This window comes from Synechococcus sp. WH 7805 (genome assembly GCF_000153285.1).
In the GTDB taxonomy this organism is placed as follows: Bacteria; Cyanobacteriota; Cyanobacteriia; order PCC-6307; family Cyanobiaceae; genus Synechococcus_C.
The window spans coordinates 2,406,801-2,421,750 of the sequence record NZ_CH724168.1; the positions used below are offsets into that span (position 1 = coordinate 2,406,801).

At 52.7% G+C, this 14,950-nt stretch carries 17 protein-coding genes and 1 tRNA gene; 4 read left to right on the forward strand and 14 right to left on the reverse strand.

What is annotated here, in order from left to right; translation table 11 throughout:
- Positions 1–51 precede the first annotated feature (51 nt).
- Positions 52–1,647 carry a hypothetical protein gene (locus WH7805_RS12245; protein ID WP_006043444.1) on the reverse strand — a complete coding sequence of 532 codons (1,596 nt, stop codon included), beginning with the start codon at positions 1,645–1,647 and terminating at the stop codon, positions 52–54.
- Between the two features lie 686 nt (positions 1,648–2,333).
- On the opposite strand from WH7805_RS12245, the gene WH7805_RS13980 reads away from it, so the two are divergent.
- The 3 genes from WH7805_RS13980 to WH7805_RS12260 all read left to right on the forward strand — a co-directional run bounded on the left by WH7805_RS13980 (position 2,334) and on the right by WH7805_RS12260 (position 4,977).
- Positions 2,334–4,169 carry a leucine-rich repeat protein gene (locus WH7805_RS13980; RefSeq protein WP_071933716.1) on the forward strand — a complete coding sequence of 612 codons (1,836 nt, stop codon included), beginning with the start codon at positions 2,334–2,336 and terminating at the stop codon, positions 4,167–4,169.
- Between the two features lie 254 nt (positions 4,170–4,423).
- Complete coding sequence (locus WH7805_RS12255) at positions 4,424–4,768, forward strand: hypothetical protein (RefSeq protein ID WP_232199013.1); 345 nt, start codon at positions 4,424–4,426, stop codon at positions 4,766–4,768.
- Entirely contained in the window at positions 4,765–4,977 is a 213-nt protein-coding gene (locus WH7805_RS12260; protein ID WP_006043447.1) for a hypothetical protein, read from the forward strand. The genes WH7805_RS12255 and WH7805_RS12260 overlap by 4 nt, the downstream gene beginning before the upstream one ends.
- 104 nt (positions 4,978–5,081) lie before the next feature.
- On the opposite strand, the gene WH7805_RS12265 is transcribed toward WH7805_RS12260, so the two are convergent.
- From WH7805_RS12265 to WH7805_RS12320, 13 genes are all read right to left on the reverse strand, one after another.
- On the reverse strand, positions 5,082–5,402 hold the full coding sequence (locus WH7805_RS12265; RefSeq protein WP_006043448.1) for a hypothetical protein: 321 nt from the start codon (positions 5,400–5,402) through the stop codon (positions 5,082–5,084).
- A 265-nt stretch (positions 5,403–5,667) separates the two neighbouring features.
- Entirely contained in the window at positions 5,668–8,232 is a 2,565-nt protein-coding gene (locus tag WH7805_RS12270; protein WP_006043449.1) for an ATPase-like protein, read from the reverse strand.
- A complete protein-coding gene (locus tag WH7805_RS12275; protein ID WP_198005756.1) occupies positions 8,232–8,474 on the reverse strand; it encodes a hypothetical protein in 243 nt (80 codons plus the stop codon). Before WH7805_RS12275 ends, WH7805_RS12270 begins: the two co-directional genes overlap by 1 nt.
- 50 nt (positions 8,475–8,524) lie before the next feature.
- Complete coding sequence (locus tag WH7805_RS12280; protein ID WP_006043451.1) at positions 8,525–8,755, reverse strand: hypothetical protein; 231 nt, start codon at positions 8,753–8,755, stop codon at positions 8,525–8,527.
- Positions 8,756–8,837: 82 nt separating this feature from the next.
- On the reverse strand, positions 8,838–9,014 hold the full coding sequence (locus WH7805_RS14590; RefSeq protein ID WP_156783714.1) for a hypothetical protein: 177 nt from the start codon (positions 9,012–9,014) through the stop codon (positions 8,838–8,840).
- Positions 9,015–9,254: 240 nt separating this feature from the next.
- On the reverse strand, positions 9,255–10,373 hold the full coding sequence (locus WH7805_RS12285) for a hypothetical protein (RefSeq protein ID WP_006043453.1): 1,119 nt from the start codon (positions 10,371–10,373) through the stop codon (positions 9,255–9,257).
- Positions 10,374–10,450: 77 nt separating this feature from the next.
- The gene (locus WH7805_RS12290) at positions 10,451–10,711 is read right to left on the reverse strand and encodes a hypothetical protein (RefSeq protein ID WP_006043454.1); all 261 of its coding nucleotides are present in this window, start codon (positions 10,709–10,711) and stop codon (positions 10,451–10,453) included.
- A gap of 55 nt (positions 10,712–10,766) precedes the next feature.
- Positions 10,767–10,997 carry a hypothetical protein gene (locus WH7805_RS12295; protein ID WP_156783715.1) on the reverse strand — a complete coding sequence of 77 codons (231 nt, stop codon included), beginning with the start codon at positions 10,995–10,997 and terminating at the stop codon, positions 10,767–10,769.
- Positions 10,998–11,084: 87 nt separating this feature from the next.
- Complete coding sequence (locus tag WH7805_RS12300; RefSeq protein ID WP_006043456.1) at positions 11,085–11,714, reverse strand: DUF6011 domain-containing protein; 630 nt, start codon at positions 11,712–11,714, stop codon at positions 11,085–11,087.
- A gap of 12 nt (positions 11,715–11,726) precedes the next feature.
- The gene (locus WH7805_RS12305; RefSeq protein WP_156783716.1) at positions 11,727–11,894 is read right to left on the reverse strand and encodes a hypothetical protein; all 168 of its coding nucleotides are present in this window, start codon (positions 11,892–11,894) and stop codon (positions 11,727–11,729) included.
- A 211-nt stretch (positions 11,895–12,105) separates the two neighbouring features.
- The gene (locus WH7805_RS15030; protein WP_232199014.1) at positions 12,106–12,330 is read right to left on the reverse strand and encodes a hypothetical protein; all 225 of its coding nucleotides are present in this window, start codon (positions 12,328–12,330) and stop codon (positions 12,106–12,108) included.
- 328 nt (positions 12,331–12,658) lie between these two features.
- Positions 12,659–13,921: a hypothetical protein gene (locus WH7805_RS12315; RefSeq protein ID WP_006043460.1), complete on the reverse strand. Its 1,263-nt coding sequence runs from the start codon at positions 13,919–13,921 to the stop codon at positions 12,659–12,661.
- 146 nt (positions 13,922–14,067) lie between these two features.
- Positions 14,068–14,141, reverse strand: a tRNA-Arg gene (locus WH7805_RS12320).
- A gap of 68 nt (positions 14,142–14,209) precedes the next feature.
- On the opposite strand from WH7805_RS12320, the gene WH7805_RS12325 reads away from it, so the two are divergent.
- Positions 14,210–14,950: a helix-turn-helix domain-containing protein gene (locus WH7805_RS12325; RefSeq protein ID WP_006043461.1), complete on the forward strand. Its 741-nt coding sequence runs from the start codon at positions 14,210–14,212 to the stop codon at positions 14,948–14,950.

Below are 14,950 nucleotides of genomic sequence, written 5' to 3' on the forward strand. Positions count from 1 at the left end.
AAAGCAGGCTTGGAAATAGAAACGATAGGAAGATAAAATTCCTAATTTGAATCAAGCTAATTCAATCATATCGTTCTGATTTACAATATAGACAGAACCTTCTTGAAGAAGAAGCGATTGGTCATCAGCCAAGCCGGCAATGCGTTCAACACTCCTTAGATCCATCGAGACGCCATCGACGCGGGTAAGTATGTTGTTTTCAAACTCGTAGATCCCTGTCGTCAATTTAATAATATCTATGCCTCTTCCACCATTGAAATTGCCTGTGCCAAAACCAAGGATAAAATCATTTCCACTACCTAATCTTGTAGTGCCATCGCCGCCGAAGTCACCATCGAGTGATTCGATGATATCATCACCACCGCCTAGCTTGATCGTTCCAAAGTTAGTAATTCCCTGATTGCTTTCAATCCCATCAAAAGCAAATCCAGCAACTACATCATTACCCGCTCCAAGTTTAATCGTGCTGGATGAATCAAGGAGAATACCTGAATTAAAAAAGCCACCAACGGCTTCACCTTCGATTAGATTGTTACCACCCTTTGATTGAATTGTCGAATTTTCGAGCTCGATTCCACTTGTAACTGATCCTCCTTTTGAAATAGCTGCGCCAAGGACAAAGTCGTCACCATTTCCAAGCTTAAGAAGAGCCTGATTATCGACGCTACCGATGCTGATGATACCGGACGTTATTTGTTCGCCAGCTGAAAACGCCTCACCAGTAACCCTATCAGAACCAGCACCTAACGAAATGTTTGAGAATGCATTACCGATACCACCAACTCTACCTCCAATAGCCTCCTCTGAATTATCGGCAAATGCAACACCTTCCATCACATCGTTACCACCTCCTGTGCTTATGACAGATCCGTCCCTATTAAGGATTCCAGCGATCTTGCCACCATCGAGTAAACCGGTCAAATCATCAGCAACGCCAAAGACAAAATCATTTCCCAAGCCTGTTGAAATAGTTGAGAAATCGTCATTCTCGATACCAGCGGCTTCATTAAGAGCGGCTGCTTGACCATCAATCAAATCATTACCTCTTCCTGTTTTAATAAGACCTCCTGAGATATTTTCAACTCCTTCAACATCAAAAGTGGCTACAGCATTACCGACAATGCGATCATTACCGTTGCCTGAGTCAATCAAGCCTCCAGGATTGAAGATACCTTTTACATTCTCTACACCTGAATCGGCACCGCTGATTAAATCAAGTTGGTCGCCGGTGGAGATCACGCCTGTGGGACCATTGCTGATGCCTCCAGTAGCTCCGATAACAAAGTCTTCGCCTCTATTAAAATCAATAAAACCGTCATTAAGGAATACTCCAGTAAGTAGATTGTCCCCAAATCGATTATCATCAAAGATCACACCTTGGTTAAAAAGAACAGGTGCAATAAGTGTTCCATTCAATTCAAAATCCTCTCCTTCCTGAATAATGGTTAAAGGTGCAATTTCGATAGACCTTCCCGGAACAAAGGCTTCAAGAAGAAGACGTTCTGCTTGGCGTTCAATTTCTCCTGGTGCAGCAGGCTGACCATAAAGTTCTGCAGTAATATTACCGATAATCTCTAGAGCGTCTCCAGCAATGTCTGTGTTGAATTCGATTAAAGTTTCAAATACTTCATCAAGGTCGATGTTCATTGGGGAGTTTTCCACTGTCATTTTAAAAGCCGTGAATCTGAGGTGAAGTTGCGCACTGCGAGAATTAAAGTAATCAGGCTTGGGATATGAGGTTTCAGTGACTCAAATCCGGCGCCTAGAAAGTGTATCAAGAATAAAGATGATTCGAGGTCATCAATATTAAGAAATTTTGCAAGGATTTTCGCTTTAGGCATGCTCGCATAATACTTATGAAACAACTATGAATGACATCTGATTGCTGTGCTCCTACCGATACACTTTGAATTTTTAAACAACTCTTGAGCCCTAATTCGCCCTTTAGCATACATTTTCCTTCTGACATTGCTCAGGACCGCTGCACGACAACTGTTTTGACTTTATAAAGGAACATATTTCTCTAGCTGTGAGCCATGTATGACTTGCAAGGGGAAAGCAGGGGGCGTGGTTGTCGCTATCGATCTCCCGACAAAACATTCACCCCGTCAGCAATGACGGGGTTTTTTGCTGCTCCCCCAACTGGGGGAGGCAAATAGCTGCAAACGGGTGGGTTTATCCCTCAGTTGGGGGATGTGTAGATCCTCTAGTCAGCCGAAAGTAGCTCTGATCCCGGTTCTACCAGAACCACTGGAACAAAAGCAGCGCCAACAACTGCTGCCCCTTACCCAGAAGCCAACCTTTACCCGCAGATGATACTGCGCTGATTCAGTATGACTATTTTGACTCGCGGAATTGCTGAAGGCTTAATCCGCAGGCAAGGCCTAGACCTAATCATTCCCGATACCTACACAGAGATTGCACCATTTGCATTTAACAGTCAACCAATTAATAGTGTTGTAATTCCTGATAGCGTAACGGCAATTGGCGAAGCGGCATTTGAGTTTACTGATCTAACTCGGGTCACTCTTCCTCAAGGCCTTAAAGAGATATCAAGGGATGCTTTTGGCGTTACACGCTTGACAAGCGTAGATATTCCCGACAGCGTTGAGACAATCGGATTTCGCGCCTTTGCTGGTAGCCCTATTGTTGATCTAAGGCTAAACAACGGCCTAAAATTGATTGATAACTCTGCCTTTCTTGCAACAAAAATTGAAACCTTAGTGATTCCAGATAGCGTAGAAACAATTGGCTTCAAAGCTTTTGCGGCGTTAGATTTGGACCCATCAAATAGAACTTTGAAAAGCCTTGATCTAGGCTCTGGTATTACAACCATCAATAGCAAGGCTTTTGAAAACCAACAATTAGGCGGTAATCTAAAGCTTCCTGATAGTCTTACTTCTATTGGTGGCGAAGCCTTTGGCAACAATGAACTGACCAGCATTGAAATTGGTTCAGGGCTGAAGGTTCTCGATGGTTTTTTGTTTAACAACCTTTCCAGTATTGATATTCCTAACACCGTGACTGTGGTTAGGGGCCTTGATGGCAATCAACTCACCAGTATTGAAATCCCAGAATCAGTTACCGTTGTTAGTGGACTTTCCGATAATCAGTTGTCATCTGTTGTCATACCTAATAGCGTAACTGACATATGGAATGGTGCATTTGCGAACAACCAGTTGACTAATGTTGTTATCGGAAACTCGGTCGAAAGAATTGGTAGCGATGCTTTTAGAGGCAATCAGCTAACAAGTATAGATATCCCCGGCAATGTAATTGACATAGGCAACTATGCATTTGCAGACAATCAATTGCAAGAGCTGAACCTTGATAGCTCCCTGTCATTTAACAACTTCATCAATCTTGGAGTATTCCAAAATAATCAGCTGTCAAGAGTAGTCATTCCTGAAGGCATTGAAGTCATCAAGGGAGGTGCTTTCAGTGGCAACTCGCTTACAAGCGCTGAATTTCCTGACAGTCTTGTACGCATCGAAGGTGGTGCATTTCAGGATAATAACTTCACAACAGTTGTTGTGCCTGATAACACCAGCTTGTCTGGTTTTGCGTTTGATTTAGATGTCGAGATATTTAGAGAGAGTTTTGCACCGGCAACAGTTGTCAAGGATGTCAACTACACACTACAGAGTAATGAAGACAACCTGATCCTGACAGGTGTCGAACCCTTGAGAGGCAATGGCAATGAGTTCATCAACATTATCGAAGGTAATGCTGGTAACAACAAACTCAGAGGCTTCTTTGCTCCAGACATTCTCAAAGGGAATGATGGTCGTGACAAGATCAAAGGTGATGAAGGAGCTGACACTCTGATTGGTGGTGTCGGTGGGGACATCCTCACTGGTGGCAGCGGCAGCGACAGCTTTGTCTACGAGACCATCACTGACTCAGGCGTCACACGAAAAACGCGTGACAAGATCACTGACTTCCAGGTCGGAGAGGACCTGATTGATCTCTCTCAGATCGATGCCAATCCAAACCTCTTTGGTGATCAAGCCTTTGAGTTCATCGGGGCTGCCAAGTTTTCGGAAGCTGGTCAAGCACGATTCAAGAACGGTTTACTCAGACTCAATGTTGATGATGACCGTCGGGCAGAGTTCCAAGTCAAGCTCAAAGGTGTGACTGAGCTGTTTGTTGACTCACTGATTCTCTGACTTTTCGCTGGGCATACCCGTCAGTAATGGCGAGGTTGTTTGTTGCCATCAATAGCGGGGAGTGCTTTGAGCAGTTGCACCTGACCAATGACCTTGGACACACAGATGTCCCTGGCGCTGCTGCAACTACTCCTAGCGCTTCGCGCGAACGACCCTGAAGGCTTCAATGCTTGGCTTCATTGCCATCCTGAGCGCAATAGCTAGGTGAGCCTTTCCCTGATGTTTATTTTACGACCCGCATGATCAATCTCGGATTGCCCGCCCGCGCTCTTTTGGCAATGGGAGGTGTAGTGCTCATCTGGGGTAGCCCCGGTGAGATCGGCACCCGCAGCAAGGGGGCAGATAGCTGGGAAGATGAGACCAGTTTTGCGGCCCTTCAACTGCGTGCCCTCGGGGCTTTAAAGATGGGCGCAGGTCTGGGCCTGCTTGGTGCTTCTCTGGCCGGGGTATCCAATGAGCAGACCAAAAGTGCAGCTCACCGGCTGGCTGTAGAAGCAGCGGCCAAAACGGAGCCCAAGCCACAGCCACCTGCTTCAGCCCCCAAGGCCCCGCTGATGCCGCCGAATCTCCCGCCCCCGCCGGGTAGACCTAAAACTTGAGCACTGCACACTCGTCAACGATCTACTTCAATGGCTATGTGTCAGCACCCGCTGCCCGGGCAGCCCTGAACCAACTGCTCGCCACCCTCCTCAGCCCCGCTCTGGCTGTTGATAACGAAAACCTCTCGGCTGAACCTGGGAGTCGCATCGACTTCTGCATCGAGCGGGTAAAGGTTGAAGCATCAATGGGCACTGCTTTCGTTGCTTAGTGCGCCCCGTATCGCTTCCTCGCCCTTTTGCAGCCCCTTAAACAGCACATTCGGCATCCGGCGCCTCCCGTTATGGCACCAGCCCAATAGTCAAAATTGCAAGCTCATTGGTCTAGCTTTGCCAGCTTTATGGCCTGAGTTACTGCCGCGACAGCAGCACCCATCTGATTTGTGTCGTGAGCCTTCTTGATCAATGCATGTAGGACTTCCAAAAGCTCGGCGGTGTATTGAGGGCGTTCACGGTTGAAGACCTCATAGATCTGCCTTGATAGTTCGTGTAGGTAGGCGTCGCAAGTACGACTTGCAATACCCCAATGCTCCGCAGCGAAGACATAGCAGTCTGAAGTTGTTGCACCCTTTTGTTTCAGCTTGCGGAGTTCATTCACCCGCCTTTGCTTTTCGTCTTTGCCAATACGTGCTGCCATGACTCCATTCTGCTGCGTCTTTCAAGTTTGCAAAGGGGATGGAACAGGGGAACAGGGTGAAACGCCCTATTTCACGCTCAGCCTTATAGGGCTGTATCTCTCTCTCTGTGTGTATGTAGTGAATACAGAGAGATATGACCTATAGAAGCTAAAGAAGATTTACCATGTTCCACCCTGTCCCAATTCTCTAAAAGCCTTGCTGTATCTACTGGGACAAGGTCTTTTCTTGATTCCCTGTCCCCGCTTGGTGCACAAGGTTGTCCTATCAGTCATCGGTTGGCTTGGGGCGATGTTTCCGGAGCTCAAGAAGCCTGCCTTCGATTTGAGCTAACACTGTTTTGCTGATGAAGCCTGTGTCAGCGGTCTTCGAATCCCTATTCCATTGGAAGTGCAGGTCAGCCCGTTTCCACTTGGCAAGGGTGCTGTCCCAATCAACCCCGGACCGAAAGTCATGCACATCGAACATGACGAGAGGAATAGTGTCAGTTGCTTCTCTGCGCCAAATTGTTTCGTCGACTGTGAAGCCAAAGAAGCGAGCGGTCAGCCAACGGTTGTTTGGGTCAACGCCGCGATCACGCGCCACTGATCGAGACAGCTGCCGTCGTGGTTGATGAAGGTGCGGCAGAGCCTTGCGAAGTTGTCCGATGAACCGCGCATCGGCTAGGGCCTTCTTGCCGGTGGCGTGACAGAACAGGCGGTAGGCATCAATGAGGTCAACCTGATCTGCTTCAACCGTCCCGTCAGTAGGGACAAGACAGTGGTCGATGAATTCAGAGAGAGAGTCCGTAGAGGCCGCGGCTTTGGCTTGAACGCGTTGGACTTCTTCGTCATCAGAACGCCCTTGAAGGATGTCGATGGCTTCTTTGCGGTCCATGGCCAGCGCCCATGAGGCAATGGCGCCAACTTCAGTGGCGAGGTCAGCTTCAAGGTCGCCGTCGTACAAGGACCGGTCCCGTTCGCCAGGGATGGTGGGGACTACGAATGCCCGCCGCATCCAGCCGGTGTTGCCGTCGTCATCAACGAACATCGGCATCTTGGTCATGGCCAGCACGAAGCGGCCAGCGAAATCCACGGTGACTTCTTCGGATTCAAAAAGCCGCCGTGCCGTGATCATGGACTGGTCAACGAGTTCGTAGAAGGCGCTGTACTTGGACTGCTTGCCGATCAAGTCACCGAAGGTAATCAGGCGTTTCCCGAGTACGGATTGATAGATGGCTTCTTTGCCATCGAGTTGATCTAGCCGCGACAGCGCACTGATGGCATGGGTTGGGAATAGCCTCCGGATCACGCCATTGACCAAGGCGCCTTTGCCGGAACCGGAAGCACCTTCAAGCACTAGGGCCTTCCCTGACGGCATGGTCGGATCGACGATCATCCGCATCCCAGCGCGAAGCATTTGGTGATGAGCCTTGTCGTAGCTGGTCTGCAGCAGGTGATGGAAGGCGGGACCGAGCTGGCCGGTGCCGGGTGCGCAGTAATTCCCTTGGATGCAATAGGTGCAGCCGTGCTCTGGGGCATGGTCAAGCAGTTCACCGGTGGTGACATCAAGCACGCCATTCGTGAAAGGGATTAGGTGTGGCGACCCATCAAGGCGCGGGTCATCAAGGCGAATCTGCAGGTAACCAGAGATTCGTTTGACGTTGTCGAGCGTGCTGAACCGAAAGCGGGGGATGTCCCGTTCGCTTTGAGGCGGCTCGTAATAACGCTCAAGGTCTTTGGACAGCCAATGCTTGACGTCATGGCCGGAACGGCGTTCCCAATGATGGAGTTCTTCTGTCCACCGCCAGAACTGCAGGTTGCGAGCGACCATCTGCCCGCCATTGACGGCGTTGAGATTGTGAATGACGCAGGCTTCCAAGGTGGTGGCGGAATCCACGGAATAAACGGGCTGACCGCTGCCTTGGCGTTCTCGTCTTGCGGACTCCCTTTCCGCCCTTGCAATTAATGCCTGCTTGCTGGCGAAGATCTTTTCGAGGTCACTTTTTTTGACCCCTGCCCGCTTGTAGATGACCTTGAACAGCGCACCGGCTTCACCGGTGGATAGACAACGAGCGGCAGTTTTGGCGAGTTGCTCTGCTGCCCTTGCCTTCAGCAGAGGCACTCGACCGGCTTCGGCATTTTTATTGGCTGCCCGCCATTGCTCATCAGTTGCATTAGCCCAAATCTGCGCAAGGCGGAACAGGTAATCCTTGGCGCGGGCAACGCTGCCGATGACGTTCATGACGTCTTGCTGGCTGGCGTTATTGGAGAAACAGAATTCAGTCAGGCCCCCCTTGGGATGGTCAGGCATCCATGGGAGATGGCCAATCTTCCGGTCTTGCTCCAGTCCGCAGGCCACAAGGATCCGCCATACCTCCAAGACAAATGGAGTGTCGGGGTCAAGGATGTAAGGGACCCCCGGCAGCTGGCCTTCCATGCAGCGGAAGTACGACGGCGCTCCGATCGCACCGCAGGGGATTCCATGGCGAAGAAATGGCGCAGCACCGTCTTTCCATCCTTCGGTGATGGCTTGCGGCTCTTCCTCCGGCGGCACCCAAACGATTGGTTTGACGCCAACAGTCGGGAGGTACTTCGGCGCAGTTTTGCCATTAGGTCGCTTGATTTTCCCGTGACAACGCAGCTGGCCGTAGGTCTTGCCGTCACTGCTTCCGTAGGGAAAGAACAGACCTGTCGGGTGAATGATTCCGGTGTTTGACCGGCAACCGATACCGAGGTCTTCAGCTTCAGCGGCATCAACGGACCGCACGCCCGCTTCAACTGCCCAATCGATGTTCGCTTCAGTCCAACCTTCTGCGCGGAGGTGTTCGAGGTCATCAGAAATGATCGCCATCAGACCTCCATCGCGTTGACGAGCAGGCGTGCGATCAGATCAATGCAGAACCTTCTGGCGCTTTCTCCTCCTGCCAAGGCGCAGTCAAGGATCGTTCCGGTAACTGTGTGCGAGCCCTTGGCTGGCACTCTCTTCAGCTCAGGGAAATCCTTGCCAGCAATCTGCAACAGCTGCAGCAGTGAAAATCGTTCAGGGGTGAAGAAGGACCCTGCGGAGTGTTGATACTCGACAAGTGCCAGCATGCTCTCCGCTCTTGCTTCAGCGGCCTGCCATTGAGTTTTGGGGTAATCCATCAGCTGTTGACCTCTTCCACAAGGGCCGAGAAATGCTCGGCTTGCATAAGCAGCTGGTCGATTGCTCTATGAACCCAAACCGGTGGGTTTTTGCTGTAACGCTGCTGCAGCAAACTGATGATTTGGTCAATCAGTTCATTGCACTGCCGAACTTTGAAAGGGTCATCAGATGAGTGTTGCGGAATGTTTGCCGCAAGCCACTGATCCCCGTTAATGTTGGAGTAATCCACTCGAACTCAAAAGGGTTGGGGTAAGGCGAGCGGATAAGCCGAGCTTTCTCAGGGCCTGTGGCTAATCCGCTGTGTGCATTTGTTAGGCGCTGACTTCAGTCATTGCGCGTGACATCAGCTCGCGTGCTGCTTCAGCCATGGACCGGAAACCTTCAGCTCGCCGATAGTTTTCAAGGCGAACTTTGGTGCCTGCTGGCATACGAACGCAGAGCGATTCAAGTGCTTGTCTTTCTTCAATTTGAGAAGAAGTCGCTGGCATGGTTCATGTCGTTGTCGGGTGGACGTCATCAGCTTATGGATTCATTTGCAAGAGAATCGCTAGGACTGTCCGCCGCGATTGCTGCGCCTTAAATGTTGCCCACCCCTGTCATCCGTCATAGCCCCCTGATACCCCCTTAAGAAATTCTGTAATCGCCTGATTCGGTTGGCTCAAGGCATAAAAAAGCCCCGGCGTGGGCCAGGGCAGGGGCAATTAGAAAACGGTATCTAGGGATTGTATTTATTCAGGCGAAGGTGGCAATGAAGCAACACCGTTGTTGACTGCCTGCTCCAATCGTCGTGGGTTGTACAACGCACCAACGGAATCAAACATCGCCAGCATCCTGGTGATCGCATCAACGTGACCGGCGGCTTCGGTGCTGGCCCGTCTGTTCTCCTCACGCCACTGTTTATCACCAAAGTGGCATAACCATCTCCACAGCTCGTCACGGATCAATGCACGGGCAGCGGTTGGGCTGGCGATGATCGAGTTTGCTTCAACTTTCCGGGCTCCGTACTCACGCAGGTAGCTCTGTACGTAGGGGAAGTCATGGTGCTTGTGCTTTGGATCTGAAAGGTCTTCACCGCTGCTGGTCTCCAGCCCGTCGATCCACAGCAAACCGGCGTTGTCCACAAACTCGGCATTGAGCCCGAAGCGGATGATCCGACCGTCATCGGCCATTTCCTTCAGCTCGTATTCCCAGTCGAGAACCTTGGCCAGTGGCATCAAGTTTTCCAAGATGGCGTCGGACATCCTCACGCCCATTGGATCCAAGTCACCGCAGAACAGGATCACCGGAATCAGGTGATGAGACTCTGCCCATTTGCATTCTTCGATAAGCGCCACCCTGCTGTTCACGTCGGCCTGCCCCTTGCTTGCAAACCGGCGCACAGCATGGGGCAACTCCGGTTCAAACAGCTTGATCAAGTCGCGCTTTTCGGTCCAGATGATCGGGAAGAACTCCTGATGCTTCCAGTAGCTGCTGGGCCAGTAACGCTTGGCGCGATCCAGTGAATCTCGCAGTTGGCGGTTGATGTATTCCCGTGGGGTTTCCTCCTCGTCGTGAGCATCGTGGCCAGACAAGGCACGGGTGGAATCAGCGCCGACCAGCTCAAAAGGGATCAACCCTTCCTTGCGACGATCGGCCAGCCATTTGCCAGCCCAAGTGAAATCGCCTTTGGTGATGATGCCTTCGGACTCAAGGGCGTAAAGCCAAGATCGAGCTACAGGGGCGAAACCAAGACGACCAACGTATTGGCGCATCCATGCGACCACTTCACGCACATCGGCGTGGAACTGCAGTCTTCTGGCTTCACTGACCCTGCCGCTGCCCATCCGGGGCAATTCGGTGATGGTCATGAAAAACAGGATCTAGGGATTGTTTTCGGATCGGCTAAAAGAAAGCCCCCTATTGACGGGGGCTATTTGCTGCAAAGTTAGAAGCCGAATTCTTCCTTTTCAGCTGGGGCTTGTTCAGTGGCCCCTGCATTCCCTTCGGCGATGGGCCATGCGACGTACATGACGTAATCCGGCTTGCTGTCGCTGTCGCCCTTGTATCCATTGGGAAAGATGGAATAGAGGGCGCCGTCCTTGTCGCTGCCACCCAAATAGGTTTTGGGTTCCTCGCTCTTGGTTTGGCGCTTCCAAAGACCGCAGACTTTTTGGCGATCGGTGTACTTCTTGGGGGAATCACTCATGGATCTAGAAAGTAGAAGTGAACAAAAAATGGGGACTTACAGGCTTTCGACGGAATCAACCATCGGTCTGCTTCGCGTCGGAGTCTTTGAGCAACGGAGACCAGTGCTGTCTGTTGATCAGCTGGGCCTGCTTGACGGTGGCGTTGTGGACAGCCAACGCTTTCTTGCTGACATCAGTCAGCCACCCCAATGCGCGGGGCCAGTCTTCGTCAGCCACCAACTTTTCGTAGCTTTCAGAGTCAAACCCTGAAAGGTCCTTCGCCTTAACTCCAACAAGTGCTGCCACTTTTGATTGGATAAGGCTGACGTCGGCGGGATTCGGTTTTTGCGTCAGAGTGATCGGTTCGGTTGGAACCTCAGGTTTCGGCATAGGTCAAAAGGGCAAAGGGTCGGCTTCGATTTCGGCAATGGTTTCTTCGACACCAAGGAAGGTGTTGAGGATTGACAGGCATTCAGGCCCGACACCACGAACACGGGATTGATCGACGGTCAGCGCTTTCCCGCAGCACATGCAGTGAGTTGCGGCATCAACCGCAAACTCCCGAATGCCGGACGGGTCAGCGTTGAACCCCACGCAGGCCCTGGCGATCGCTTCGGCGTAAAGCACCGTGCGGGGCCAATCGGCCGATCCTGCTTTCCGGAAGAACTTGATGCTCATCCCGGTCAGCCCAATGCAAATCCCTTCAGGCGCGACGAAGAACACGGATGGTTTCCAGCCAAGGCGCTTGCCGTTGCTACGGCTGATGCGTGCTTCGGCCCAGTTGCCATTGGGCTTCAGCATCCATGGCTCAAGGTTCACGTTGAGGCGAAACCCCATCCGCTTCTTGTCCTGCGGCAGTCGGCACAGGCATTGATCAAGGACGGTCAAGTCACAACCAACAAGCAGCTGAACTTCTTTGAAATGCCCCCGGTGATCCAGCATCGGACCGGTAGGGGCGAAGACGTCGAAGGTTCTGCCGTTTGAGACTTGTGTCCCAACCTGCTCGGCAAAGACTTCAGTCATATGTCAAGAAGATCAGGAGTGAACGTTGATGCCGTCCGAAGCGATGGCCGCCAAGCTGTCATCGATGGTGTTGACGCGCATAAACAAAGCGTCGATTTCACTGGCAATCACAATCAGTGCTGCGGCGGTGCGATCGCCGTTCAGCAGTTGGCAGAGGTTGTTGATGTGGATCACATACATGAGGTCTGAATGTTCGACCTCGCGATGTGCTGCCCGTGTGATTTCAAGGGCTTCAGAGACTGACTTCTTCAAGTGAATTGCCGATAAAAGGTTTCAACTGCTCGACTGCGCAGTTGTTTGGCATCGGGCCATCGCCCTTTGCAGGTTTCTTGCTCATGGAGTTCACGGATGATCTGGCGCATTGCCATCTCAGTCGCCGCACTCCCTGGCGTTAACGGGGCACGCATTGCTCACTAGTGCGAATGGACAGGGCCTGCTCCCAAGCACGCAACGTCAACTCCGGATCCCAAACCAAGGCTTTTGATTCAGGAGACTTCCGACGAAAGTGAATCCCCGGTTCAAGAAAGCGTGCGACCTTCTTGCGGCGGTTTTCGTGAAAGTCTGTCCGGCGACGAAATAACGTCTTGGAATTATTCAGGCCAAGAAGCTTCAGCACGTCCGCAGTGGACGCAGTGAAATTGGACATCGAATGTTTGACGGTTCTGCTTATGTCTTCCCACAGGGAAGCACCACGCGACAAAGCAGATTGGTCACAGTCGAGGACACCCGCCGGCACAGCCACACATCAACCAGTCCCGAAGGATTTGAGTTGAAGGACGGTTCAATCTCGACAGATTCAAACTAAGCAAGGTGTCCGCCCCGACAAGGTGCTGACAAGGTGCTAACCGGACAAGTTCAGGTAATTCGACGAAATTCGCCTTATTTAGTCCCCGAAACTGCCAAATCTTGCTGTTTCCCTAGGGTCGCAGGTCCATCTGGGGGCCTCAGCTCCCCCCGTTCATGGCCTCGAATGCTCTTGCCGTCGCTTCGTCGCTGCTGGTCAGGTAGTAAGCGTTATGGGTCAGGTCGCTGTGGCCCATCGCATTGGAGACCAGTGCTGATGGCACGTTGCGAGCGTGACAGCGGACTGAGTAGCTGTTCCGGAAGGAGTACGGGCGCAGCCATTTCCCTTCAGCTTCTGCTTTAGCTGCCAGTCGCTTCCATACCGAATTCCGACCAAGGAACTGATTGATGTCGGCAGCGCCGCGCTTCATTGATGGAAAAGGCATCAGCCCTGCCTTGAATGCTGCTGTCAGGTCTCCGCAGATGTCATTGCCTTCTTCGTCCTTGGAAGGGCATGGAAAAAGGAAGCGTGGCTCGGTTTCGGTCTTCTTCGTCTTTCCGCCGCAGGCTTTGCGGTAGTTGCAGAACAGCTGCTCTGCACCGGTGGCCGGATTGACGCGGACTTCAAGCTTCAGTACCTCAATAGGGCGCAGGCCATAGGTATCCATCAGCAGCAGGACGTTTTTCCAAAGGGGACCCTTGCTGTTTTCAACGGACACCAGCAGCTCCACCACCTCGGCATCGCTCAGGGCCTTGACCGGGCGCTCTGCGCTCTTGGGTTTGCCGCTGCCCTTCAACTTCAGCTTCAGTGAGTCGCGGAGCATCCATGCGGGATCCAGCCCTTCGTGGTCCACGCCGTAGGTCAGCATCCGCACTACAGCATCAACGCACTGCTGACGAGCACGGGCCTTGTCGGTCCACCCCCCGGCTTCGATGGTGGCGTCAATCAGCTTGTAAGCACCGCTGGGGGCGTCCTTCCCTGTCAGTAGCTCGATGGCCTGCCCGCAGTACCGCTTGTCGCCCTCCATCGTCTTAGTGCTGACCTTGGTGCCGTTGCGCTCGCGGTCTCGGTAGTAGGCCAGCTTGATGGCTCTCCAATTGATGCCGGTGATCGGATTAACGGTGCCCGCTTCATCGGTCGCGGCTTCCTTGGGGTGGAGCTGTGCCCACGCCTCATCAAGGGTGGCTCCGTTTTCGACTGCTTGATACAGGTCTGACAGCAGGGTTGAAACGGGACCAATGCAACCGATCTCCCATTGATGCCCCAGCGTCTTGGTCCAGCTGTCCTTGCCGCCAACACCTTGGCGAACACGAAGGCGGACCTTGCTGCCGGATTTGACGACGGACCATCCGCGGGGGACCCCCTTTTCTTTGATGGCCGCTTTCAGTGTTTGGGACCAATCGGTGGTGAGCGTCTTAGCCATATGGAGTAACTGCTTTGCTTGTCCACTACACGTTACCACCAAAAGTGGACAAGGAGTGGACAAATGGGTCTTGTCCGCTTGCGCAGGTAAAAAACAAGGGCTCCCGGCAAAGCCGAGAACCCTGTCGCTCACTAGGTTTTTTCTGACGCCCCCTGATGGATTCGAACCATCGACCGACTGCTTAGAAGGCAGTTGCTCTATCCAGCTGAGCTAAGGGAGCTCGCGGGATCATTCTGACAGCCGATCCCGACCCTGCCGCCTAATGTTGAGGGCTGTGCAGAGTAGGTAATGGCTCCTGGTCGGCTCACCGACAGTCAGAAGCAGGAGCTTCTGACCCGCTATCGCCAAGGCGAGAGCAGCGCAGCTCTCGCTGACGCCTTTGGCTGCAGTGCCAATACGGTGAGCCGTACGGTGCGTTCTCTGCTCTCGGCTGAGGAATACAGCGACCTCAAGGCCTCCAGGGCTCGCGGTTCAGCGGTGAAGCCCGAGCCGGTGTCCTCCGAGCCGGTGGAGTCGGATGTCGTTGCAGCGCAGGCCACCGATGAGCCCGTTGATGACAGTGCGTCTGCGCTGGCTCTGGATGACGCTGATGATTTCGGCGCGGATGAACCTGACGATTTCTCTGAGGAGGAGCCTTCGGGGGCGTTTGCTGGTGGTGAGGAGTTCCACGAAGTGGCTGTACTTCCGCTCGATCTCCCCCAGGTGAATACCCAGCAGTTGCACTGCCTCCCGTTCGAGGCCGGAGTGCTCCCAGACAGTGTGTACATGCTGGTGGACAAGACCGTTGAGCTGGATCCCCGGCCGCTCAGTGAGTTTCCTGAGTTGGGAGTGGCGGGTCCTGATGAGCTGGATCACCAGGCGCTTTGCCTGTTCACAAGCCCGCGCACGGCGAAACGCCAATGCGGCCGCAGCCAGCGTGTGATCAAGGTGCCCGATACCCAGGTCTTCGCTATCACCACCAGCTACCTCGTGGCCCGCGGCATCACCCGGCTGCTTGTTGAAGGTTCGCTTTACGCCCTCGACGCCTGA

Coding starts and splice junctions, on each gene's coding strand:
- WH7805_RS12270 (WP_006043449.1), bottom strand. CDS start 8,232: ATGGCGATCATTTCTGATGACCTCGAACACCTCCGCGCAGAAGGTTGG.
- WH7805_RS12305 (WP_156783716.1), bottom strand. CDS start 11,894: ATGTATGTGATCCACATCAACAACCTCTGCCAACTGCTGAACGGCGAT.
- WH7805_RS12325 (WP_006043461.1), top strand. CDS start 14,210: ATGGCTCCTGGTCGGCTCACCGACAGTCAGAAGCAGGAGCTTCTGACC.
- WH7805_RS12285 (WP_006043453.1), bottom strand. CDS start 10,373: ATGACCATCACCGAATTGCCCCGGATGGGCAGCGGCAGGGTCAGTGAA.
- WH7805_RS12245 (WP_006043444.1), bottom strand. CDS start 1,647: ATGAACATCGACCTTGATGAAGTATTTGAAACTTTAATCGAATTCAAC.
- WH7805_RS14590 (WP_156783714.1), bottom strand. CDS start 9,014: ATGCCAGCGACTTCTTCTCAAATTGAAGAAAGACAAGCACTTGAATCG.
- WH7805_RS12265 (WP_006043448.1), bottom strand. CDS start 5,402: ATGGCAGCACGTATTGGCAAAGACGAAAAGCAAAGGCGGGTGAATGAA.
- WH7805_RS12315 (WP_006043460.1), bottom strand. CDS start 13,921: ATGGCTAAGACGCTCACCACCGATTGGTCCCAAACACTGAAAGCGGCC.
- WH7805_RS12290 (WP_006043454.1), bottom strand. CDS start 10,711: ATGAGTGATTCCCCCAAGAAGTACACCGATCGCCAAAAAGTCTGCGGT.
- WH7805_RS12275 (WP_198005756.1), bottom strand. CDS start 8,474: ATGCTGGCACTTGTCGAGTATCAACACTCCGCAGGGTCCTTCTTCACC.
- WH7805_RS12300 (WP_006043456.1), bottom strand. CDS start 11,714: ATGACTGAAGTCTTTGCCGAGCAGGTTGGGACACAAGTCTCAAACGGC.
- WH7805_RS13980 (WP_071933716.1), top strand. CDS start 2,334: ATGACTATTTTGACTCGCGGAATTGCTGAAGGCTTAATCCGCAGGCAA.